Here is a 21,760-nt window from a genome sequence, read left to right on the forward strand (position 1 = left end):
TTACTTTCAGCGAACCGACGTCGCTTTCTATTTTATCAAGTTTTTGCAGGAAATACAATATATTCTTGCAAAAACTTATATTTATTTTTTATAATCATGGAAGAATTCTATCATGCCTATAAATAGTGAGTTTGGATTGCTGTGCAGTGCAAAGACTGCTTGCTGAATCCGCAAAAATCATTAAATTATATCTTCTTTCTTCTCTAAACCTGTATCTTTTCATATATAAATAAATTTAAAGTGAACCTGGAGAAAAACCGCATATCGCTTGAATTTATATGAAATAGCAGCACTTTAAATGAAATAAAAAAATACCGGCCGGATTAAAATATCCTTTGCGGCATTTTAATCTTGCGGTATTTTACGGTGCAAAAATTCTTATTTCTTTTCGCTTATTTATATTCTCTAAAGCCAAATACTTATAAAGGTATGAAAGCAAATTGACTATACATCTGTAGGAACAAGATAACGGCACACTCTTCTTTTTTCCCCGTCAACTTTAAGATCGTTTACATCGTAAAGCTTTCCGCCGTTTTTTTCTATTACTCTTCCCGATGCCCTATTGGGCAGGTCACAGGTTATAAGAGCAGGGTCTATGGAAAGCTTATTTGCTTCTTTAAGCAAAAGTCTTAAAAAATAAGTTGCATATCCCCTGTCCCATTTGCTGGCCCTTATGGCATAGCCTATATGCCCCCCCAGAAGCTCTATGCTGTCGTTTAAATAATGCCTAATATTGCCCGTTCCGATAAATTCTCTTTCGTTTACCAGCCAGAAGGTGGTAGAAGGTATATAGGGTTTGCCTTTATAGTTGCCCTTTTCCTCTTCGCTGAAATCATCATAGATGGTTTCCTTCCATATATAAAAATCTTGAGGATCATGCAAGGTGTAAAGCTTTACTTTTTTCTCTTTAAATTCTTTACAGGCCCCTAAATAGCTAAAGATATATTTTTCAGCCGTCTGCCGCTCTTTAGGCCTTATCATCATCAATTCTTCCATGTTTATCTCCTTAAAGCTTTTTATAGTCGATTTCAAATTAAACAGTAATAAAAATCGTATGTTTTGAATGGCTTGAACACAGCACTTCTATATGTTTAAGCCGTTTATGAAAAATAGATTTTTATTGCATCCTTCTGTGAAATTTACTATAGATTTTTATATCAAATATATCGGCCTTAAGCAAAAAAACTATACGTAAAACCGCCACAGGAAATCCTTTGCTTCCTCGGCATAATCTATATTAATCCTTTTGCTTATTTTTATATCCGAAATAGGGTCTTCTTCCTTTTTATCTGCCACATATAAATTATCGGAGTAAAGCTTTTTATAATTTAAACTCTTGTCAATGGCCATGGCCTTACAGACCTTTCCCGGCCCGTTGGAAAAATTTTTAAGCTGATATTTAGAAAGGGCATCAAGGCTTTTTCCGTATCTTAATAAGGAAGCATTTTCTTTCCCCTTTACAATTTCTCCCCCTCTTATAAGAACGGCGCAGGCTGTATCCTTTTCTTCCGTAACAATATTCATACAGTAATACATTCCGTATATAAGGTATATATAGGCCGTTCCTCCCTCGGCATAAAGCACCTCCGTTCTCTGGGTCCTTCTTCCGCCGTAAGCATGGCAGGCTTTATCAATAGAGCCTATATAGGCCTCCGTTTCTAGAATCCTTAATGCGATTTCCTCTCCGTCAACCGTATTGACAAGATATTTCCCTATTAAGTCCCTTGCCAGAAACAATGTATCCTTTAAATAATATTCCTTGGGAAGTATTCTGTTTCTCATTTTTCTCTCCTGCTTATTATAATGAAACAAATTAATAACAATAACAAAAACCTTATATTTTACACTTAGCAAACCTGAAAACACTTACAGTGAAGCCAGGGAGCATTCTCTTATAGTCAGCAAACTGCTTTTTATCTTTGCTGACTTTATATAGCCTAAATATAGCGCCTTTATATATTTAAGCCCTTTATAAAAATTATGCTTTTGTTACTACCTTAATCTTGTTTGGCTTTAATTAATGTTTTTAATTATGGCTTTTTTGAACATAATAAATAGTATACCATAATTGTACTGAATGGTATCCCCATTAATTTGGTAATTATTAAATTTAAAGACGGTATAAATAGTATCTCCGCATATATTTTTCTCAAAACAATAGTTTTTTTCGGCTGTTGTAAAATTCAATTTTGTATTTAATTGTATAAATTTGTATTTTTCAACAAAATGCTTTGAGCTTTTGCTGAATTCTGCTTCAATATAGATAGCCGGAAAATATGGAAATTTATTTTTTACAAATAAAGATTATCATTTACAAGAGGTTTGTGCATATTGTATATTGTGTTGTATACTGTATACATGTATAATTTAATTACAATAAGATGTGTTTAAAGAAATAAGAAAAACCTATTCCCTATACACTCAAAAACACTATTTTCTTCAGAAATATCGCATTTTTGAGTTCATATCGAATATCGGTTTTTGTTGCCTGTATTTACTTTATCATATAGTCAATTTCCTTTATTCCGGCTAGCGTGAAATAAAGGAAAAGTAAATTGGCAAAGGCCTTTTTAAAAAGCCCCTGCCATAAACACATTTTGATTCTTATAAAATGCCATTACTATAGTAATATAAATATTCAACCAAAGGAAGGTGTATCTTAATGGAACAATGGAAAGGTTTTAAGCCTGGCAGATGGAACCAAGACATTGATGTACGTAATTTTATTCAGAAGAACTATACTCCCTATGAGGGCGACTCAGGCTTCCTTGAAGGCCCCACAGAAAACACAACAAAGCTCTGGGCCGAGGTTATGGAGCTTACCAAAGAAGAAAATAAAAAAGGCATACTTGACGTAGAAACGAAAACGCCAAATACCATAACCTCCCATGGTCCTGGATACTTGGATAAGGAGATTGAACAAATCGTAGGCTTCCAGACAGATAAACCTCTTAAAAGAGGCATCATGCCTTTCGGCGGTCTCAGGGTAGTTAAAAAGGCCTTGGAAAGCTACGGCTATGAGCTTGACCCTACTACAGAAGAAATATTCTCAAAATACAGAAAAACCCATAATGACGGTGTTTTTGACGTATATACGGAAGACATGAGAAAGGCAAGACATACAGGCGTTATTACAGGCCTTCCAGATGCTTACGGCAGAGGCCGTATCATCGGTGATTACAGAAGAGTTGCTCTTTACGGCGTTGATAAGCTTATTGAGGATAAACTTCATGCAAAGAAATCCATGGATAAATCAGGCTTTGATTCCGATACCATGCTTGCCATAGAAAATATATCGGAAACCATCAGGGCTTTGAAAGAGCTTGCAAAAATGGCTGCTTCCTACGGATATGATATTTCTGCTCCTGCTAAAAATGCTAAAGAAGCTATCCAATGGACCTATTTCGGATACCTTGCCGCCGTTAAGCAGCAGGACGGCGCCGCCATGAGCCTTGGCCGCGTATCCACCTTCCTCGATATCTATATTGAAAGAGATATTAAAGAAGGGGTTTTAACAGAAAAAGAAGCTCAGGAGCTTATGGACCATTTCGTTATGAAGCTTCGTATGGTAAGATTCTTAAGAACACCCGATTATAATCAGCTTTTCTCCGGCGACCCTACATGGGTTACAGAGTGCTTAGGCGGTATGGGTGAAGACGGAAGAACCCTCGTTACAAAGTCAAATTTCCGTATGCTTAATACCCTTTACAATTTAGGTCCTGCCCCCGAGCCGAACCTTACGGTATTATGGAGCGTTCACCTTCCTGAAAACTTCAAGAAATTCTGTGCCAAGGTTTCCATAGATACAAGCTCCATTCAGTATGAAAACGACGACTTAATGCGGCCTTACTGGGGCGACGACTATGGTATCGCCTGCTGTGTATCCGCCATGAGAATCGGAAAGCAGATGCAGTTTTTCGGTGCGAGAGCAAACCTTGCCAAAGCCCTTCTCTATGCTATAAACGGCGGTAAGGACGAGAAAACCGGCGAACAGATCGGGCCTGAATTTGCGCCTGTAACAAGCGAATACCTTGAATATGAAGAGGTTTCCCGTAAATTTAATCAAACCCTTGACTGGCTTGCGGAATTATATGTGAAAACCCTTAACGTTATCCACTATATGCATGATAAATACAATTTTGAAAGCCTTCAGCTTGCCCTTCACGACAGGGATATTTTAAGAACGGAAGCTTGCGGAATTGCCGGTCTTTCCGTTGTTGCCGACTCTCTTTCAGCTATTAAGCATGCCAAGGTTAAGGTTATAAGAAACGAAGACGGTCTTGCTGTTGACTACGCTGTAGAAGGCGAATATCCTGCCTTTGGAAATAACGATGACAGAGTTGATAATATTGCTTACGATGTAGTTAAGCTTTTCATGGAGAAGCTTGAAAAGCAAATTACTTACAGAAAAGCTGTTCCAACTCTTTCCGTACTTACCATTACTTCAAACGTAGTTTACGGAAAGAAAACAGGAAGCACCCCAGACGGAAGAAAAGCCGGCGAGCCTTTTGCCCCCGGTGCAAACCCAATGCACGGAAGAGATGTAAAAGGTGCAATAGCTTCCATGAGCTCCGTTGCAAAACTTCCTTATAAATACGCACAGGACGGTATTTCCTATACCTTCAGCATCATTCCTAAGGCATTAGGCAAAGAGCTGAACGAAAGAGTACAAAATCTTTGCGGCATATTAGACGGATATTTCACCGATAGCGGCCATCATATCAATGTAAACGTATTCGATAAAGAAACACTTTTGGATGCCATGGATCACCCGGAAAAATATCCTCAGCTTACTATCAGGGTTTCAGGCTACGCCGTAAACTTCATCAAGCTTACAAGAGAGCAGCAGCTTGACGTTATCCACAGAACCTTCCATTCAAAATTCTAATAAATGCTATTATTAACGATAGACGAGTAAGCTCAGCATCACAGACTTTAATCGAAAAACAGGGCTTTGCCCTGGGATATCGGCAGCGAAGGTCATCAAGCTTGCTTTCAAGCTTGTAAACCATCAAGCTTACAGCCGATTTGCTCCTGCCGGTAAAGGTTTACAAAAGCGGCGAACGCCGCTTTTGTAAACTACAATTGCAGCTTCCTTTTATATAAGGGGGATATTTAATGGAACAATCATTAACAGAACAGAAAAAAAGCTTTGATCCCGACAATGTATTCGGCTATGTCCATTCTGTAGAAACCTGCGGAACCGTTGACGGCCCGGGCATACGATATGTGGTTTTTATGCAGGGCTGCCCTATGCGTTGCCAGTATTGCCATAACCCTGATACCTGGGACCCAAAGGGAAAAAACTCCAAACGGATGAGTGTCAGAGAGCTTATGGACGATATTATAAAGTATAAATCCTTTATGCATTTTTCAAACGGAGGCGTTACTGTAAGCGGCGGAGAGCCTCTGATGCAGCCGGAGTTTGTAAAAACCCTTTTTAAAGCCTGCAAAGAAGAGGGCATCTCAACAGCCCTTGATACCAGCGGCTTCTGCCCTATTGATTCAGCCAAAGAGGTTTTGAACTATACGGATTTGATGCTTCTTGACATAAAAAGCTATAATCCTGATACCTTTAAAGAAATAACGGAAAGAGAAATAAGCCATACCCTTTCCATTGCCCAATATGCAAGCGAAAACTCCATCCCTATGTGGATTAGATTCGTCCTTGTGCCGGGCCTTTCGGATAATTATGAGGATATTGAAAAGCTTGCCGAATACGTAAGCTCTCTTTCCTCTGTTCAGGCGGTCGAAGTTCTTCCTTTTCATAAAATGGGGGAATATAAATGGCAGGAGCTGGGCTATGACTATAAGCTTACCGATACCCCGGAGCCTCAAAAAGAAAGCATAGAAAAAGCAAGGGAACTATTCAGGGCAAAGGGTCTTGCGATTCATTAGAAAATATAATACTTAAAGTAAATTTGAAGTTAAACAGGAACAAAACCGTATATTCGCAAGGATTCAAAAATGTACCGTTTCCGAATGGAATCCGTGTTTTTGAATCTGCAGTGAATAGGGTTTTTGTTTTTTCCTTATAAAAAATTTACTATAAAGTTGAAAAGACATTTTTCAACTTTAATAAATATAATGCCACAAAAGGCTTCTATTTAGCATAAGCCTTTGCGGCTTCTTTTTTAAGGGAATATATCGTAAACTTTATAGAAAACAACAGGAATTTACCATAGAAAAGGCAGCCGACAAAGCCGGCTGCCTTTTTTTATTAGAATTCTACTTTTTTACCATAATAAATACATTCAAAGAGCTTTATCATTTCATCTTTTGAAATAGGTCTTGGATTTGAGCCGGTGCAGGCATCTTCAAGAGCCCTTTCACTTATAAGCGCAACCTTATTTTTAAATTCTTCTTCTGAAATGCCGTAATCCTTAAGGGTAAGGGGGATGTTTAAGCTCTTATCCATATCCCTTATTAAAGCACAAAGGCTTTCTGTAAGGGCTTCGCTGTTTTCCCCTTCAAGGCCTAAGCGGCTTGCAATTTTTGCATATCTTTCAAGGCATACCTTTTTATTGAACTCTATAACATACGGAAGATAAATAGCATTGGCACAGCCATGAGGAATGTGGAAAACAGCGCCTGTCTTATGAGCCATAGAATGAACGATGCCAAGGAGAGCGTTGCTGAATGCCATGCCTGCCATACACTGGGCGTAGTGCATCAGCTCCCTTGCTTTTTTATCTTTTTCGTAAGAAGCCGGAAGCTCCTTTACAACAAGCTCAATGGCTTCAAGGGCAAGAGGATCTGAAAAGGAAGAAGCTGCTGTTGAAACATAAGCCTCAATTGCATGAGTGAGGGCGTCCATACCTGTATAAGCAGTTAAAGAATCCGGCATGGTTTCTGCAAGGCTTGGGTCTAATATAGCAACGTCCGGAGTTATATTAAAATCTGCAAGAGGATATTTAATCTCTGTTTTATAATCAGTTATTACGGAAAAAGCCGTAACCTCCGTAGCCGTTCCCGAAGTAGAAGGAATAGCAAGGAACTTCGCCTTCTGCCTAAGCTCCGGCAAAGAAAATGGCTTCGTAATATCTTCAAATTTAGTTTCAGGATATTCATAAAATACCCACATGGCTTTCGCCGCATCGATGGGAGAACCGCCGCCCATGGAAATAATCCAATCCGGCTCAAAGGCTCTCATGGCCTCGGCGCCTTTTAAAACTGTTTCAACAGAAGGGTCCGGCTCAACATTTTCAATAAGGCTTGTTTCTATGCCTGCTTCTTTTAAGTAGGCAACAGCCTTATCAAGAAAACCGAATTTCTTCATTGAGCCGCCGCCAACGACGATTACAGCCTTTTTGCCTTTAAGCTGCTTAAGAAATTCAAGAGAACCTTCACCGTAATACAAATCTCTTGGTAAAGTAAATCTTTGCATAATACCGCCTCCATAGTTTATATAAAATAATATAGCCATAAAATAGATTCTTAATCATTAAGTCTGCATCTTTTAAATTTAATAAAGCAGGTTTAAGCTTTATCTCACAATCCTTTAGATTAAAACTTTATTTTGATAATATTTTAACACTTTTTATTTTTTTCTTCAATAAAAAAAATTTTATATTTCTGCTTCCTTCCTATAACTATGTCCTGGCGCTATACTTAATTCATAAAATTTGTGGACGAAATCGAAATATTTGTGAAAAATTTATTTTTAATATTTATAATGCTAAATCAAATCCTTTTTTCTTATAGCTTTTATGAAAGCTTTAATCAAACTATGGTTATTTTAATAAATTTATTTATTTTAAATCTTTGAAGCCTCAGCCTTATATTGGATAAGGCAAATTATAGTAAATAATCTTTAAAAAGATTATTTTTATTTACGATAATCCTGTTTTAAATCTGAATAAATACCCCTATATTCTAAACATTAAAAAAGGCCCCCCTTAAGGAGCCTTTTCATAAAATCTTATATCATCGGTGTAGTTTATGAATACATTTTCCTTCATAAAATGTATTCGTGGATAAAGCGAGGTAGCGCATAAGTTTTACTCATACATTTTCTTTCAAAAATGTATTCGTGAACTAAATCAAGCTTGCTTGATTTAGTTCATATTATTCAGTATTTTTGCTGCTCTTATAACATTTTCCGCAAGAACGGCATTTGTAACATTGCCTACGCCTCCGGGAACGGGCGTAATATAAGACGTTTTTTCAAATATTCCATCATAATCGACGTCACCTTGAAGCTTTCCGTTTTCATCTACATTGATGCCAACGTCTATTACGATAGCTCCGTCTTTAACGAAATCCTCTGTGACAAAATGCATTTTACCTAAGGCGGCTACAAGAACATCGGCTCTTTTGCATACACCTTCGATGTTTTTCGTTCTGGAATGGCATACGGTAACAGTTGCATTCTTTCCTGTAAGCATGAGAGAAACCGGGCGACCTATAACGGCGCTTCTGCCTATTACAACGGCTTCTTTTCCTTCAAGGGTTATATTGTAATGCTCGAGGATTTTCATTACCGCCTTTGCGGTACATGGTTCAAAAGCGTTTTTATGCCCTGCGGAAACCTTACCCATATTAATGAAGCAAGAACCGTCAACATCCTTTTCTGGATTAACCAATGCTTCCAAAGCGTCACCTTCAAAGCCTTTCGGCAAAGGCCTGAATAAAAGAATGCCGTGGATTTCCCTGTCAGCGTTTATTGCTTTGAACTTTTCAAAGAAATCTTCCTTTGAAATATCTTCCGGATAAACAAAATTTCTGCATTCAATGCCCAAAGAAGCCATGAATTTGTTGGTTCCCTTTTCATAGCTCATGGAGCCCGGGTCTTCCCCTACTCTTACGGTTGCAAGAACAGGGTTTATACCCTTTTCTTTGAGAAAAGAAACATCGTCAACGATTTTCTTTTTCAGCTCGTCAGCTACTTCCTTGCCTTTCATAACAACCGGCATATTCTCTCCTCCTATGCTTAACAAAGTGAATCAATCAATGAAACAAAAACCATATATTATTTAACTTTAAAACTTTCTTTCTGTTTTAAAGCCAAATAAGTTTTCCTTTGTGTTTGCAGTAAATTCACTTGTATTTTTTCAAGTTGATTTACTCTATCTCTTGTAGTTCAACAGGGTTTTTGTGCTTCCTCAAATTCACTTTGCTTTAATTAATCCTTTTTTATGCTTCCTGAAAGCCTGCAATTACCCATAAAACGCATGCCCTTCATGGGAATGCCGAGCAAATCCTTTTTATTAATAAAAATCTGTATTTTAGTGCCTGTTGCGTTAATTAAAAGCTTATATATCTTTTCCTTTGTAAGGCTATTTTCTATAAGCTCAGAATCGGCAATGTCTCCTAAAATAGAATAGTCTGCATCGGTGTCATCCATAGGAAGAACATAGCCTTCTATTACGGAAAGAAAATCCTCTTCCATAAGCCTTTGACGGATTATGCTGGAGGTTTCTTCCTCATAATCTTTAAGAAGTTCTTCTGCTTCCCTATCGCCGTTTTTGTATTTAAAAATAAGCCCCTTATGGTAGTTTTCGTCTTCTTCCCTTAGAAAATCTGAAAGTTCATCTTTTTCCACCGGCAAAATTATCGTACCGTATAATGAAAAGCCTGCAAAATTAACCTGTCTTTTTATAAGGCCTTTTTCCCGGGAATATTCAACGCTTCTGCCGTAATCGATGAAGCTCTGCTCGTCTTTATAAAAATCCAGCCGGTTTTGCAAGGCAAATACCAACTCGTTTCCTGTGTTTTCATCTTCAAAGACAATAACGGGGCTGCCCTTATAATATTCCACAAGATATTTATTTGTCACGCTGTCAAAATCCGCCACGGCAAAGGCTTCTATACTGTCTGTTTCTATATCCTCAGTATCTTCCTTCAGATGGCCCCTTAAAATAATGCCTATATTTTTGCCGTAGAGCTTGATATATTCAACTTCAGTCTCTTTTTCTCCGGTTCCGTAAATCCGTCGTATATCGGGTGCTTCCGTTACTTCTTTCCTCAGCTGCTTTTTTACTGCATTAAGCCTCGTTCTGGTGAAGCCTACCGCCCTTAAATACGGGTCCATTAAAAACCCCCCTCTAGCCTTTCGCAATATTCAGGCGATTTGATTTATACTCAGTCAGCTTGAAAAAGAATCTTAAACTTACGCTCTTATCTTTTTTCAAGCTGGCATCCGTCTATACTTAACAAGCTTGTTAAGTATAGTTGTTCTAATAAGGCAATTATGGCCTTGTTAGAATACAATTATAATTAATTAATTTGATAATTACAAGTATATAGCTTATGGTTTCATTTATATTTGTTTTTTAATCCAGCATACTTTCAGGATATACAGGATAGCCTTCGTATAAGCTATGGGCTTCTCCATTTTGGTCTATTCGGTGCAACAGTTCATCGTAATAGTCATAGTAAAACATTTTTCCGCCTGCTGCCTGTAAATAATAAGCCTCAAAGGGATAAATTTCCGTCTCTTCCGTAAGGGTATTTAAGCTTTTAATATTAAAGTCCAAGTCAATATAATAAATCGTATCTCCTAAAAAATCAAAGGAAAATACAGAATCATAGACTAAAGGCTCTATCTCGTTTCCCAAAATATCTATTCCATGGAAGCTGTCATCACTATAGTCTATATAATATATCATTCCGTCTTTGCAGATAATATTTCTTGCCCATGCCGCTGATATAAAGCTTTCATTCAGGGTATTTACATTGATGGTGAAAAGGGCAGTTCCGCCTTCTTCATCATAGCCGAGATATATAAGCTCATCTTCCATAAAGGCCATGGCTGATGTATCTACGGGGTTAAAAAGCTCATTTTCGCTTCCGTCCATATTGGCTCTGTAAATAAAGAAACCGTCATCTAAATTGATATAATATATTTTATCATTGTGAATCTGGATAAAGGCCGCCTTTTGATTAATAATGAGAGCAGGCACCGATATTTCATTAAGGTCAATGGAAAATATATAATTATTTTCAAGAGAATTCACGAAATAAAGCGTATTGTCTTTTATCTGCATGAAGCTCGCCATAACGTCTGTTGCTATCATTTCGTAAGAGCCTTCATCGTCTTTATGATATCGTGCTATACCCCATTGTTCCCCGTCCCAATGTCTGAAATAAATAAAGTCTTCATGGGCTATTACGGTATTGTCAAAGGCTGTGTCATAATATTCATAGCTTGTATAGGCCATGGTCATGGCCATGACGTTGCCCTCTTCTAAATAGTCTTCGCTGTATTCTTCACTTTCATCAAAAGAATAATCCGTAATATATTCTTCGGCAAATTCCGTAACGTCCGTACTGTAACTTCGGGCTATACCGAAAAAGGCCCTTGCGGCAAATATAATGACGATGAAAAGTATTATAAGGCTTAGGCAGCCGCCTCCGATACAGCCTATCAGAAGTTTATTATTGTTCTTTTTCGGGGGGCTGTTATAGGATCTTGTATACATGCTGTTGTCGCTGTATATATTCTGGGGAGGATTGTTCGGCGGAAGGCCTTCAACATACTCCCCCTTTACCTCATTTACATGAAAATCTTTGTTATCCGGTGCAGGAGAAGGTATTTCCTTCTTTTTCTCTAAAGCCGGCTCTAAAGTATCAAGCCTTAAAGGGGGCTTTTCGCTGTAGTTTTCTTCTCCTACCATAGTATTGTCAAAAATAACGCTGTCTGTTAATTTGTTTAAAAAATCCTCAAGGGAAGCATAGGATACATTTGAAAAAAGGGTATCATAAAGAATGTCGTCAAGCCTTTTCGGCAGGTATCCTCCTGCTTTGGAGGGCCTTTCGAGAATATCCCCATAATTTTTGCCTGTTATAAGAGAATAAAATACATTCGCCAAATCTTCAATGCAATACATAAAGCTATAATCGCTTAAATAAAAATCATCTAAAATAACGGAATTATCCGGCATATATTTAATGTTTTCCACGGTAGGCCTGAAAAACACATTATTATTAAACATATAATTTAAAGAACGTATTAAAGGGCTTAAAAGAGAGTAAGCATTTTTATAGTTTATTTTTCCTCCCATGCCTTCGATATATTCCAAAAGATTCTTTCCTTCTGAAATTCCGTAAAATACATAATAAGTATTATTAAAAGAAAAAGCCTCTTTGACTTTTATTATTTCTTTAAATCCGATGCTCCTTATAGTATCGGAACGGCTTCTGAAATAAGAAAGGCCCTTGGTATACGCGCTTGAATTGAGTATATTGACAGTCCCATCTTCATTTCTTTCGGAAATTTCCTCAGGAAAATACTCGCATACATAAAGCCTTTCCCCTGATATATTTTTTATGACCTCATAAATAACAGCCTCATCTTTTCTGCCTGCAAAATTTACTATTGAATAGCCCTTTATTTCAGTCCCTTCTTTTAAATACATATTAAAACCTCCTTAAGCCTCTACAACAGGCTTATTTTTATTCCTTATAACGGTCACATAAAACACAATCGCCGTAGATACAAACCTCATAATTGCAACGAGGCTCAAGGCGGCCTTTACGCTTGTGTGGTCCATAAAAAACTGGATAAAAAGCGGTGAAAAGCCAAGGCTTAAATTCATAAAGGTATTATAAAGTCCTATATAAAGAAGCCTGTTTTTATCGGGAGTATTGATTAAAAGCCCGTTAAGCAAGGTAATATTTAGCCCTATAACGCCTATGCCGTTTACCATAGACTGAATAATAAGGAAATAAAGATTGGGGCTCATTACTAAGAAAAGCGTATTGATAGCCATTGTAAGGCATGCGGCAGTTAATGCTATGTTGTTGCCTTTTTTAACAATAATCCGATTCCATCTTGAAGCAAAAAGAAAAGAGCTTAACCCTGAGGTTACACTTATAATGGCAAGCCATATTTCGTTCGCTCCAAGATTTTTTATTACGTAAATACTGGAAACCGCCCAGCCTGAATGATAGCTTATATAGTATAAAAGCGTGCATACCCCAAAGGACACAAAGGCCTTATTGTGAAACGCTTCTTTTATATCACTAATCTTTATATTGATCTTTCCCTGCACCTTCTCCGGAGAATATTTAGGGTTATATTCTTCTTTTAGTTTTGAAAAATAAAATACTTCTCCAAGACCAACAATAAATGCCGTCGCAAAAAAAATACGGTAGCAGAGCATGATGCCTGCTTCCGACTTGGGTATGTAGGAAATAATCATGCCTGAAACGAGGGTAACAATCAGGATTAAAAGATTACCAAATTTATTTCTTAAAGAAAATGCCGTTGCCCTTACCCTTCCGTCAAATAGGTCTCCTGAAAAGCTTTGCATGGACGCCTGGCTTACAGCTTCGGGAAAATTCATGGCAGAAATCAGGAGCACAAAGGCGATGGGCCTTAGTTCATTTGGAAGCATCGGCACAAAGGCAATTAATAAAAGAATAAATCTGCTTATAAATATAAATACGCAGGTTACAGCTTTTTTCTTCTCAACTTTTAATAAATAAAACAGGCCGGGGAGCAAAACAGCCGCCCCTACAAATCCCGGAAGACAGTTATAAAGGGTAATTTGAAGATTACTTCCTCCGAGCCTTTCAAGGTATTTTACGGCTAAGGGCTTATATATATTGATGGCAGTATCATAAAGAAGGCCGTAAATTATAAATATAATAATGTTTCTGTTTAGCCTGTTTAAATATTTAACGCTGGAATTAAACTCCTTATTAAGTTTAGAAAACTGAAAAATACCAATACCCCCTGAGATAATATTTAAGCAAATAGCAAAACTGTTGTTTTACTATTTATAGGTGCTATCATAATTGAAAGAAAGTAATAATCCCCTTTTTTGCTGTCTAATAATTACTTATTAAGGCCTTTAACCATATCAAGGACTTCTTTAACGGCGTCTTCGTTATTGTCTTTAAGGGTTACATAATCTGCCGCTTCCTTAAGCTCTTTAACAGCATTTTTTACGGCTACCCCAAGGCCCGCTTCTCTAACCATCTCCAAATCATTATAATTATCACCTACACATATTACCTCGTTCATATCTACATTTAAATATTTTGCAAGAAATTTTACCCCTGTACTTTTATCGGAGCCTAAGGGGGAAAACTCTAAAAGATTCGGGCTTGAATAAAACATAAAACCGTATTGGCCCACTTCATCCTTTAAGGCATCATAAACGGCTTTCAGCCTTTCCGGTTCCCAACATATAATTACTTTAAATACGTCTTCTTTAATAGATGCACTGAAATCGCCTATTTCTTCCCTTTTGATTTTTACCCTGTCGCTGTAGGCGCAGATATAGTCCTTACCTGTTTCATAATACACAAGGTCCTGCTTCACGTAGGCCATTATCGGGGCAGAAGAATCAGCCTTTTTGATAAGCTCTATTATTTTCAGGGCCTTTTCTTTTTCAAGGCGTTTTTCATATATGGTTTTCATGGTGTCTGCTTCAAATACAACACAGCCGTTAAAGCCGATGCCGTAAAAACCTTTTTCTGCAAGACCTGCATTTTTAGCGTAAGGCTCTATGGAAGCAGGCGACCTGCCTGAGCAGATTAAAACCTTCATACCTTCTTTAACTGCCTGAGAAATGGCCTCTTTATTGCCTTTCGTTATTTCATGAAAATCGTTATTTAATGTTCCGTCTAAATCTGTAGCCAATATCTTGTATTTCATTTTTTTCTCCCTCATTATGCTAAAATTCGTTTTTGTTTTAAAATATATATAAATTGGGCAGTATTTTAATAAGTAAAACGCCGATTTTTCCTGTTTCGCCTATGATGCTTCGGCTTTTGTTTCATTGCAATAGCAATATAAGTACAAGTTTTGTCTATATAGTTCTATTTGTAAAATGTATACTTATTAAAATGTATACTTATTAAAATGAAAAAGTCTTTTTTTCAGTTTAATAAGTATCGCTTCAGCTAAAGTAAATAAACAGGGGCTTTTTCAAATTAATTTACTTTATTTGTAAACAAAATCAACTAAAGTTTAATTTTATTCATACCATAACATAGTATCATAAAACCGCTTTCTTATCTATGAAAAATACATTACGAAACACCTCAAAATGTTAACTTTTTATGTCGGTATCAAAAATCACTTGAAAAATACGCCATGAAACGTTAAACTATAAAAGCTACACTATAATCAGGTTTTCTATATTAAAATATTTATGTATTATATTTACACAAAGGAGATCACTATGAAAAAAATAATTCCTTTAATTCTTGCATCCTGTCTTGCTTTAAGCATGGCCGCATGCAACGGACAGCCTAAAATGGGCGTTGGAGATAAGGTGCTTGCAACAAGCGGAGATGAAAAAATCATGCTTAGAGATTTTCTCTATACCCTCGGCATGACAAAAAGCTATAACGAATACTTTATGATGCAAAGCTTCGGCATGACGGAAGAAGACATGGCCGAATACTGGAACACTGAAACAGAAGACGGTCAAACCCTTGCAGACGATTTGAAAAACTATACCCTTGAATCTATGAAAGAAGTAGCCACATTTGCAAAGCTTGCAAAAGACGAAGGGTTAAAATATAGTGACAGCGATATTAAAGAGCTTAAAGAAACCCTTGACAATGCCGTATTAAGCCTTGCTTCAAAGGAAAAAACCGGCGAAAGAGCCTTCTATGAAAAATACTTCGTTACTGTTGACGAGGCCATGGAAGCTGAAAAGATAATATCTGCTGCAAACCAATATAAAAATAAAATTAAAGACGCTATTGAAGTTTCAGATGACGAAATAACTGCTTACTACGATGAAAACAAAGAAACCTTTGAAGAAGTTACCGTAGCCCATATTCTTGTTAAATTCCCTGAAAACGCTCTTGACGCTGACAAGGCCGAAACAAAGGCCAAAGCCGAAGGCATTCTTGAAAGAGTAAAAGCCGGTGAAGACTTTGGTACTCTTGCAGCAGAGCTTTCAGAAGACGACGGTTCTAAAGATAATAACGGGGAATACACCGTTACAAGAAGCACTAATTTCGTACCTGAATTTCTTGATTGGGCCTTTAGCTCTTCCGACGGAGACTTAGGCATTATTGAAACAACTTATGGCTACCACGTAATGAAATTCGTTAAAGCAACACCTTTTGAAGATTTAAAAGAAAAAGTAAAATCTTCTATCGTAGATACGAAGTTTCAGGAAGAAATAGAGAAAGTTGCCTCTGAAAACAAGCTTGAATGGACTGTTGATGAGGAAATGCTGAAGTCTGTTGTCGTTCAGCCTGCAACAGAAGCCCCTGCCGCTTCCGAAGAACCTGCATCTGAAAGCCCAGCCGCTTCCGAAGAACCTGCATCTGAAAGCCCGGCCGCTTCCGAACAGCCTTCTGAAACTGCAAAGCCTTAAATATAATGAATCTGCGCCTTAAGCCATATGGTTTAAGGCGCTTTTTTATTGCTGATTAAAGGCAAATGCAAATAAAACAGCAACTGTTTTCCCATCGTATAGAGCAACCCTCTTTAGAAGTTTTCCTCTGGTAAACTCCCAAATCCTGTGCCTGCATCACCCCTGAATTAGATAACACCATTTAATATGCATATGATTATCATTATGAAAATATAAAACAAATGTTTGCATTTAAACCGAAAGTATGTTAGTATTAATTTGCGGTTATACTATGCTCGAATTAAAGTAAAACAGTAGCGCTGTAAATTTGCTTTTCCCTGATTTTATGCTTTCGTGGGGCCCGTTACTTTCTGCGGAAGAAAAGCAAATTTACTATATATTGACCGCAATTTTATTTAAAGAGTGATACCTATGGATATAGCCAAAAAACTTGAAGTTCTTACAGATGCCGCAAAGTATGACGTTGCCTGCACTTCCAGCGGTTCCTCAAGAAAGGGCAATAAGGGGAGCCTTGGAAGCACAGAAGCCTGCGGCATATGCCACAGCTTTTCAGCAGACGGAAGATGCATCTCCCTTTTAAAAATACTGCTTACCAACAGCTGTATTTATGACTGTAAATACTGCGTAAACAGAAGATCCAACGATGTGCCGAGAGCCGCTTTCACCCCTGATGAAATAGCGGAGCTTACGATGAATTTCTACAGAAGAAACTATATCGAAGGGCTTTTTTTAAGCTCTGCCATCATTAAAAACCCGGATTATACCATGGAGCTTCTTTACGAAACCCTTCATCTTGTGAGAAATAAATATAATTTCAACGGCTACATTCATGTGAAGGCCATTCCCGGAGCCGATAAGGATATTATCTTCCGTACCGGTCTTCTTGCCGACAGAATGAGCGTAAATATAGAGCTTCCCTCTGAAAAAAGCCTTGAAACCTTTGCGCCGGATAAGAAAAAGCAGGCGATTCTTACCCCCATGGCAAGCCTTAAAGGGGCAATAACACAAAACAAAAACGAAATTACCCTTTATAAAAACGCGCCTAAATTCGTTCCTGCCGGCCAAAGCACTCAGATGATTATCGGGGCTTCTCCTGAATCAGATAAAAAAATAATAAGGCTTGCAGAAAGCCTATACCATAAATATGAGCTTCGAAGAGTATTCTACTCGGCTTATATGCCTGTAAAAAACACCCATAAGCTTCTGCCTACAAACGACGCCCCTCTTTTAAGGGAACACAGAATTTATCAGGCCGATTGGCTTATGCGGTTTTACGGCTTTTCATCGGGAGAAATCCTTGAAAATGAAGATGATAATTTAGACCTTTCCATGGACCCTAAATGCAATTGGGCCATAAGAAATTTACATCTTTTCCCTATAGAAGTAAATAAAGCCCCCTTTGAAATGCTTTTAAGAATCCCCGGTGTCGGAGTAACAGGGGCAAAGCGTATATTTGACGCAAGGAAAACTGCAAAACTTGATTTCTATAATCTTAAAAAGCTGGGAATCGTATTGAAAAGAGCCAAATACTTTATTACCTGTGACGGCAAAATGATGGAAAAAACACCTTTTATTCCGGAATACCTTAAAATACGGCTTACGGAAAACGGCATCAGCGAAGGCTATGCTCAATTAAGCCTTTTTGACAATAAGCCTCTTATAGAAAAAAAGGAGGACGTAAAATGTCTGGCGGGTTAGGTCTTACAGGGGTATTCGACGGTACCTTTGACGGCCTTTTATGTATTGTTTATTCTTATTATTACGATAAAAATGATTTTACAGATATAGAATCTATAGAACATTTTCAGCAGTCTCTTGCGCCTCATATTTATATTGCCACAGATTATGAAAAAGCCGTTAAGGTCCAAAGCGCCATTGCAAAGAAAATCTCCCCCAAGGCAGAATATTACGCTCATAACGCATTTCTTTCCTATGAGGAAGACAGATTTACAGCCATCTATCATTATATTTTAAAGGGTTTTAAAGAAGGCCGGAGAATAGATGAAATGCTTTCCGATAAGGACGTTTTCAAAGTTCAGTCCCTTGCTAAAAACGTGGGACGGGAAGCCCATCTTCTTACAGGATTCTGCCGCTTTGCAAAAACCGAAGGAGGCATCTATTACAGCGTAATCACGCCGAAATGCCGCGTTCTCCCTATATTAAGCGAGCATTTTTCAGACAGGCTTAAAAACCAGCCCTGGATTATCCATGATAAGACTCATCACATGGCGTCTATATATGACTGCGAAGATTATATCATCACCTCCGTACCTGAAAACGCAAATATAGAACTATCGGAAAATGAAGAGCTGTATAAAAACTTGTGGAAAATATTCCATAAAACCATTGCCATAGAAGAACGCAAAAATTACAAATGCCAAAGAACCATGCTCCCCTTATGGTATCGGAAAAACATGGTGGAGTTTGAGGAATAAAAGAAGGCTCAGGCCTTCTTTTATTTTATTCATATAATAGAGAACCGGGCGGATGCAGTTCAAAAATATCTTAAGACTTAGTAAGTGGCAGTTCGAATTATTTTGCAGTCCAAATTTTTTGATTATCAAGCCACGAAATTTGAAAACACCCAATACAAAAGAAAAATTACCCCTAATAAAATTATAACCACTGGCAGAAGAACAGAAAAAACAGCGATAAATATGGCTACCTTATCCCCCTTCTCAAGAGGGAGCCTTTCCTCTTTATGCTCCTCTGTTTCTTTGGGCATATCAAACTTCCATAAATTTTTAAAAAACATAAAACAATCGGCCTCCTTGTTAATTTTATTTCAAATATAGTCGTTCTCTAATATTGATTATCATAGAATTTCTTCTATAAATAGTATATTTTTATAATTAAAAGCCCTACTTTACTTTCAACTCCCATAAAAGCAGTATACCATAATCGAAGGTTTTACTCATACATTTCATCTTATTCATATTTTACGGTTCAATTTATCCTTATTATGCTATATAATTAGGGTGTGTTCCCACGAATCTAAGCAAGCATCTAAAAAGGCGCTATTACGCCATACTATGTCAGCGTTTCCCAGGGCGTGTCTGAAAACACCAAACTCTAGGCTATTATGCCATAAAAACGTGACTTCCTCATCGGAAATACTCAAAATAGCACCGCTATTTCTGCGTTTTTCTCTTCGAATTCACATTTTCTTGCAAACAATACTTTTTCAGCTTGCAAGCTGAAAAATGTATCTCTGCTGTAAAATGATAAATAAACTTTAGTTTATTTATCATTCTTGTCGGTTTGACCGTTTTCAGACACTGCCTAGCAGACTCCTTCCAGTATGCGTCGTCAACAGAATACAAACGCATGGAGCGTTTGTATTTGTTTGGCTAAATACCGCCCATTTTATCTGCATATTAATATAGTGGGATGGGAACGCGCCCTAAAAGAAATAAAATATAGATTTGCTTTGCAAATCTATTCGGGTACTCCCTAAGTTCGTGACTTTTTATATTAATTAAAGAAGGGTGGTTTTTATGAAGGCTGTAGACCAAAAGAACAAGGAAATATTTGAAGACTATATCCGCCGCATTATGGAAGCCTATGAGGCTACGGGTGTGGCCGTATCCATTGTCGATAAGGATGGCTCCTCATTGTATGAAAACTATTTCGGGTACAGAGATAAGGAGAATGCACTTCCTATCAATGAAGATACCCTATTCGGCCTTGCTTCCGTTACCAAATCTTTTACATGCCTTGCCATCATGCAGCTTCATGAAAAAGGCATCATAGACATTCATGCCCCTGTTAAGGATTACATACCCGAATTTAAAAATGAAAATCAGGAAACTATTAAGGTTTGGCATCTCATGAGCCATACAGCGGGATTTTTCCCTTTAAAAAGAATATTAATTAAAGAAGTTGCCGAGGAAATCGGTATTGACGACAGTAAGGAAGACTACGCCTACAGCGAAGCCCTTGCCATAGAAGGGGTTAAAAGAGTCGCAGAAAGAATGGACAAGCAAATAAATCACACCGGCCTGCCCGGGGAATACCTTTCTTACTCAAACGATGGATATGCCCTTTTATCGGATATTATAAGAAGATACGGCGGTGAAAAATCCTATGCCGAATATCTCAATAAAAATATCCTTAAGCCTTTAAGCATGGATAGAAGCTCCTGCGAGTTTGCGGCACCTGCTGCCGATGAAAATGCTTCTGCCCTTTATTTCCATGAAAAGAGTGTCCTTACGGCAAGCAGAGACTTCACCAATAATGCCTTCGTTCTTATGGGGGGCGGCGCAATGAAGTCCACCCTTTCCGATTTGAAAAAATATGTCGCCATGTATATCAATAACGGTCTTTCTGCAGAAGGCAAACGAGTTCTCGGAGAAGAAAAAATAAGAGAACTATCAAAGCCCAAGCTTTATTACAAGCCCTTCAGCTATTACGGCTTCGGCCTTGCAACAAAATATATTGATGATATTTCCGTTTCTGAGCATGGGGGAAGCCTGCCCGGTGTTTCTTCAAACATCTCCTTTTCACCGGATATTGAAAAGGGTGTAATTGTTCTTTGCAATACATCAAATGTTCCGGTTTATCTCATAGCAGATGCTGCCATGAGGCTTATAAACGGAAAGCACCCTATCCCTGAAGATATTTATAAGCAAACATGCTGGTCAAAAGAAATGATAGCAATGGCTAAGGGCACCTATGATTCAGGAGAAGGAAGCGTCATAGAAGTTTACGAAAAAGAAGATACCGTAGGCATAAAAATAAACGGAGAAGAAAAAGAAACAGAAACCGTTCAGCCTCACATGCTTCTTGTAAAATCAAAGCTTTCCGGCTCTCCTTTAAGCCTGCTTATAAAGGATAAAAAAGTATGGGCCATACGCTTTGGCGGAAGAATCATACCAAAGGCAGAGTAAGAGAAAACAGTTTTTTTCTTCCTTTTTTATAAGAATAGTAAGTTTAAAGTCAGATAGTAGCAAAACCATATATTCATGAAGGCTCAAAAATGTACCGTTTCCGAAGGAAATCCGTGTTTTTGAGCCTGCAGGGAATAGGCTTTTGCTGCTTCTGCATAATAAATTTACTAAAACCAATGCTTTTATCAGCCTAAAAAAGACCGCTATGCGGTCTTTTTTTGCTATGCGGTCTTTTTTCTTATTTTACAGTAAAATAGCTTTATACTCGAATAAAAGTAAAACAATAGCATTGTAAATTTGCCTTTCCTTGATTTCATACCTTCTTGGAGCCCGTTATGTACTGCGGAAGAAAAGCAAATTTACTATAAGGTATAGGCAATTTCATTTTAAGCCGTAACAAAACAAGTTATAGTAAATTTCATCTAAAGAAGCAGCAAAAGCCTGTGTGAATATACGACTTTGCTGCTGTTTCACTTTAAATTTACTATATCTTGTGGAATCTTTCATTCAAATAAAATGAAATTGTTTCACTCCGCTTTAAGTTGAAATTTACTATAGCAAAAACCTATTTTTCATAAA

Annotated in this window: 15 protein-coding genes; 6 read left to right on the top strand and 9 right to left on the bottom strand. The window is 37.6% G+C overall.

Annotated elements, in window-relative coordinates; translation table 11 throughout:
• Positions 1-444: 444 nt before the first annotated feature.
• Both NBX03_RS14475 and NBX03_RS14480 read right to left on the bottom strand, forming a co-directional pair.
• On the bottom strand, positions 445-996 hold the full coding sequence (locus NBX03_RS14475) for a GNAT family N-acetyltransferase (protein WP_250228478.1): 552 nt from the start codon (positions 994-996) through the stop codon (positions 445-447).
• A 189-nt stretch (positions 997-1,185) separates the two neighbouring features.
• The gene (locus NBX03_RS14480) at positions 1,186-1,782 is read right to left on the bottom strand and encodes a DNA-3-methyladenine glycosylase (RefSeq protein WP_250228479.1); all 597 of its coding nucleotides are present in this window, start codon (positions 1,780-1,782) and stop codon (positions 1,186-1,188) included.
• Positions 1,783-2,662: 880 nt separating this feature from the next.
• On the opposite strand from NBX03_RS14480, the gene pflB reads away from it, so the two are divergent.
• Together pflB and pflA are read left to right on the top strand one after the other, a co-directional pair.
• Positions 2,663-4,888: a formate C-acetyltransferase gene (pflB, locus tag NBX03_RS14485; protein WP_250228480.1), complete on the top strand. Its 2,226-nt coding sequence runs from the start codon at positions 2,663-2,665 to the stop codon at positions 4,886-4,888.
• Positions 4,889-5,118: 230 nt separating this feature from the next.
• Positions 5,119-5,898 carry a pyruvate formate-lyase-activating protein gene (gene pflA, locus NBX03_RS14490; RefSeq protein WP_250228481.1) on the top strand — a complete coding sequence of 260 codons (780 nt, stop codon included), beginning with the start codon at positions 5,119-5,121 and terminating at the stop codon, positions 5,896-5,898.
• Positions 5,899-6,220: 322 nt separating this feature from the next.
• On the opposite strand, the gene NBX03_RS14495 is transcribed toward pflA, so the two are convergent.
• From NBX03_RS14495 to NBX03_RS14520, 6 genes are all read right to left on the bottom strand, one after another.
• Positions 6,221-7,387, bottom strand: coding sequence for an iron-containing alcohol dehydrogenase (locus tag NBX03_RS14495; protein ID WP_250228482.1), 1,167 nt, complete (start codon positions 7,385-7,387; stop codon positions 6,221-6,223).
• A gap of 670 nt (positions 7,388-8,057) precedes the next feature.
• Positions 8,058-8,915 carry a bifunctional 5,10-methylenetetrahydrofolate dehydrogenase/5,10-methenyltetrahydrofolate cyclohydrolase gene (locus NBX03_RS14500; protein WP_250228483.1) on the bottom strand — a complete coding sequence of 286 codons (858 nt, stop codon included), beginning with the start codon at positions 8,913-8,915 and terminating at the stop codon, positions 8,058-8,060.
• 209 nt (positions 8,916-9,124) lie between these two features.
• Positions 9,125-10,033, bottom strand: coding sequence for a DUF3881 family protein (locus NBX03_RS14505; RefSeq protein WP_250228484.1), 909 nt, complete (start codon positions 10,031-10,033; stop codon positions 9,125-9,127).
• 241 nt (positions 10,034-10,274) lie between these two features.
• The gene (locus NBX03_RS14510) at positions 10,275-12,359 is read right to left on the bottom strand and encodes a DUF5050 domain-containing protein (protein WP_250228485.1); all 2,085 of its coding nucleotides are present in this window, start codon (positions 12,357-12,359) and stop codon (positions 10,275-10,277) included.
• A gap of 12 nt (positions 12,360-12,371) precedes the next feature.
• A complete protein-coding gene (locus NBX03_RS14515; protein WP_323373283.1) occupies positions 12,372-13,703 on the bottom strand; it encodes an MFS transporter in 1,332 nt (443 codons plus the stop codon).
• 80 nt (positions 13,704-13,783) lie between these two features.
• Entirely contained in the window at positions 13,784-14,608 is an 825-nt protein-coding gene (locus NBX03_RS14520) for a Cof-type HAD-IIB family hydrolase (RefSeq protein ID WP_250228486.1), read from the bottom strand.
• A gap of 529 nt (positions 14,609-15,137) precedes the next feature.
• Here NBX03_RS14520 and NBX03_RS14525 point away from each other — a divergent pair.
• From NBX03_RS14525 to NBX03_RS14535, 3 genes are all read left to right on the top strand, one after another.
• Positions 15,138-16,292, top strand: a complete 1,155-nt coding sequence (locus NBX03_RS14525; protein WP_250228487.1) for a peptidylprolyl isomerase — start codon at positions 15,138-15,140, stop codon at positions 16,290-16,292.
• A gap of 411 nt (positions 16,293-16,703) precedes the next feature.
• Positions 16,704-17,990: a putative DNA modification/repair radical SAM protein gene (locus tag NBX03_RS14530; RefSeq protein WP_250228488.1), complete on the top strand. Its 1,287-nt coding sequence runs from the start codon at positions 16,704-16,706 to the stop codon at positions 17,988-17,990.
• Entirely contained in the window at positions 17,975-18,727 is a 753-nt protein-coding gene (locus NBX03_RS14535) for a TIGR03915 family putative DNA repair protein (protein ID WP_250228489.1), read from the top strand. Before NBX03_RS14530 ends, NBX03_RS14535 begins: the two co-directional genes overlap by 16 nt.
• Before the next feature lie 125 nt (positions 18,728-18,852).
• Here the strand turns inward: NBX03_RS14535 and NBX03_RS14540 are convergent, their stop codons facing one another.
• A complete protein-coding gene (locus NBX03_RS14540; RefSeq protein ID WP_250228490.1) occupies positions 18,853-19,047 on the bottom strand; it encodes a hypothetical protein in 195 nt (64 codons plus the stop codon).
• A gap of 742 nt (positions 19,048-19,789) precedes the next feature.
• On the opposite strand from NBX03_RS14540, the gene NBX03_RS14545 reads away from it, so the two are divergent.
• Positions 19,790-21,181, top strand: coding sequence for a serine hydrolase domain-containing protein (locus NBX03_RS14545; RefSeq protein WP_250228491.1), 1,392 nt, complete (start codon positions 19,790-19,792; stop codon positions 21,179-21,181).
• The last annotated feature ends 579 nt before the right edge of the window (positions 21,182-21,760 follow it).

The sequence above is a fragment of the Anaeropeptidivorans aminofermentans genome (assembly GCF_940670685.1).
In the GTDB taxonomy this organism is placed as follows: Bacteria; Bacillota; Clostridia; order Lachnospirales; family UBA5962; genus Anaeropeptidivorans; species Anaeropeptidivorans aminofermentans.

Excerpts from the sequence above, each read along its gene's own strand:
- NBX03_RS14475 (WP_250228478.1), bottom strand. The coding sequence starts at position 996 with ATGGAAGAATTGATGATGATAAGGCCTAAAGAGCGGCAGACGGCTGAA.
- NBX03_RS14480 (WP_250228479.1), bottom strand. The coding sequence starts at position 1,782 with ATGAGAAACAGAATACTTCCCAAGGAATATTATTTAAAGGATACATTG.
- pflB (WP_250228480.1), top strand. The coding sequence starts at position 2,663 with ATGGAACAATGGAAAGGTTTTAAGCCTGGCAGATGGAACCAAGACATT.
- pflA (WP_250228481.1), top strand. The coding sequence starts at position 5,119 with ATGGAACAATCATTAACAGAACAGAAAAAAAGCTTTGATCCCGACAAT.
- NBX03_RS14495 (WP_250228482.1), bottom strand. The coding sequence starts at position 7,387 with ATGCAAAGATTTACTTTACCAAGAGATTTGTATTACGGTGAAGGTTCT.
- NBX03_RS14500 (WP_250228483.1), bottom strand. The coding sequence starts at position 8,915 with ATGCCGGTTGTTATGAAAGGCAAGGAAGTAGCTGACGAGCTGAAAAAG.
- NBX03_RS14505 (WP_250228484.1), bottom strand. The coding sequence starts at position 10,033 with ATGGACCCGTATTTAAGGGCGGTAGGCTTCACCAGAACGAGGCTTAAT.
- NBX03_RS14510 (WP_250228485.1), bottom strand. The coding sequence starts at position 12,359 with ATGTATTTAAAAGAAGGGACTGAAATAAAGGGCTATTCAATAGTAAAT.
- NBX03_RS14520 (WP_250228486.1), bottom strand. The coding sequence starts at position 14,608 with ATGAAATACAAGATATTGGCTACAGATTTAGACGGAACATTAAATAAC.
- NBX03_RS14525 (WP_250228487.1), top strand. The coding sequence starts at position 15,138 with ATGAAAAAAATAATTCCTTTAATTCTTGCATCCTGTCTTGCTTTAAGC.
- NBX03_RS14530 (WP_250228488.1), top strand. The coding sequence starts at position 16,704 with ATGGATATAGCCAAAAAACTTGAAGTTCTTACAGATGCCGCAAAGTAT.
- NBX03_RS14535 (WP_250228489.1), top strand. The coding sequence starts at position 17,975 with ATGTCTGGCGGGTTAGGTCTTACAGGGGTATTCGACGGTACCTTTGAC.
- NBX03_RS14540 (WP_250228490.1), bottom strand. The coding sequence starts at position 19,047 with ATGTTTTTTAAAAATTTATGGAAGTTTGATATGCCCAAAGAAACAGAG.
- NBX03_RS14545 (WP_250228491.1), top strand. The coding sequence starts at position 19,790 with ATGAAGGCTGTAGACCAAAAGAACAAGGAAATATTTGAAGACTATATC.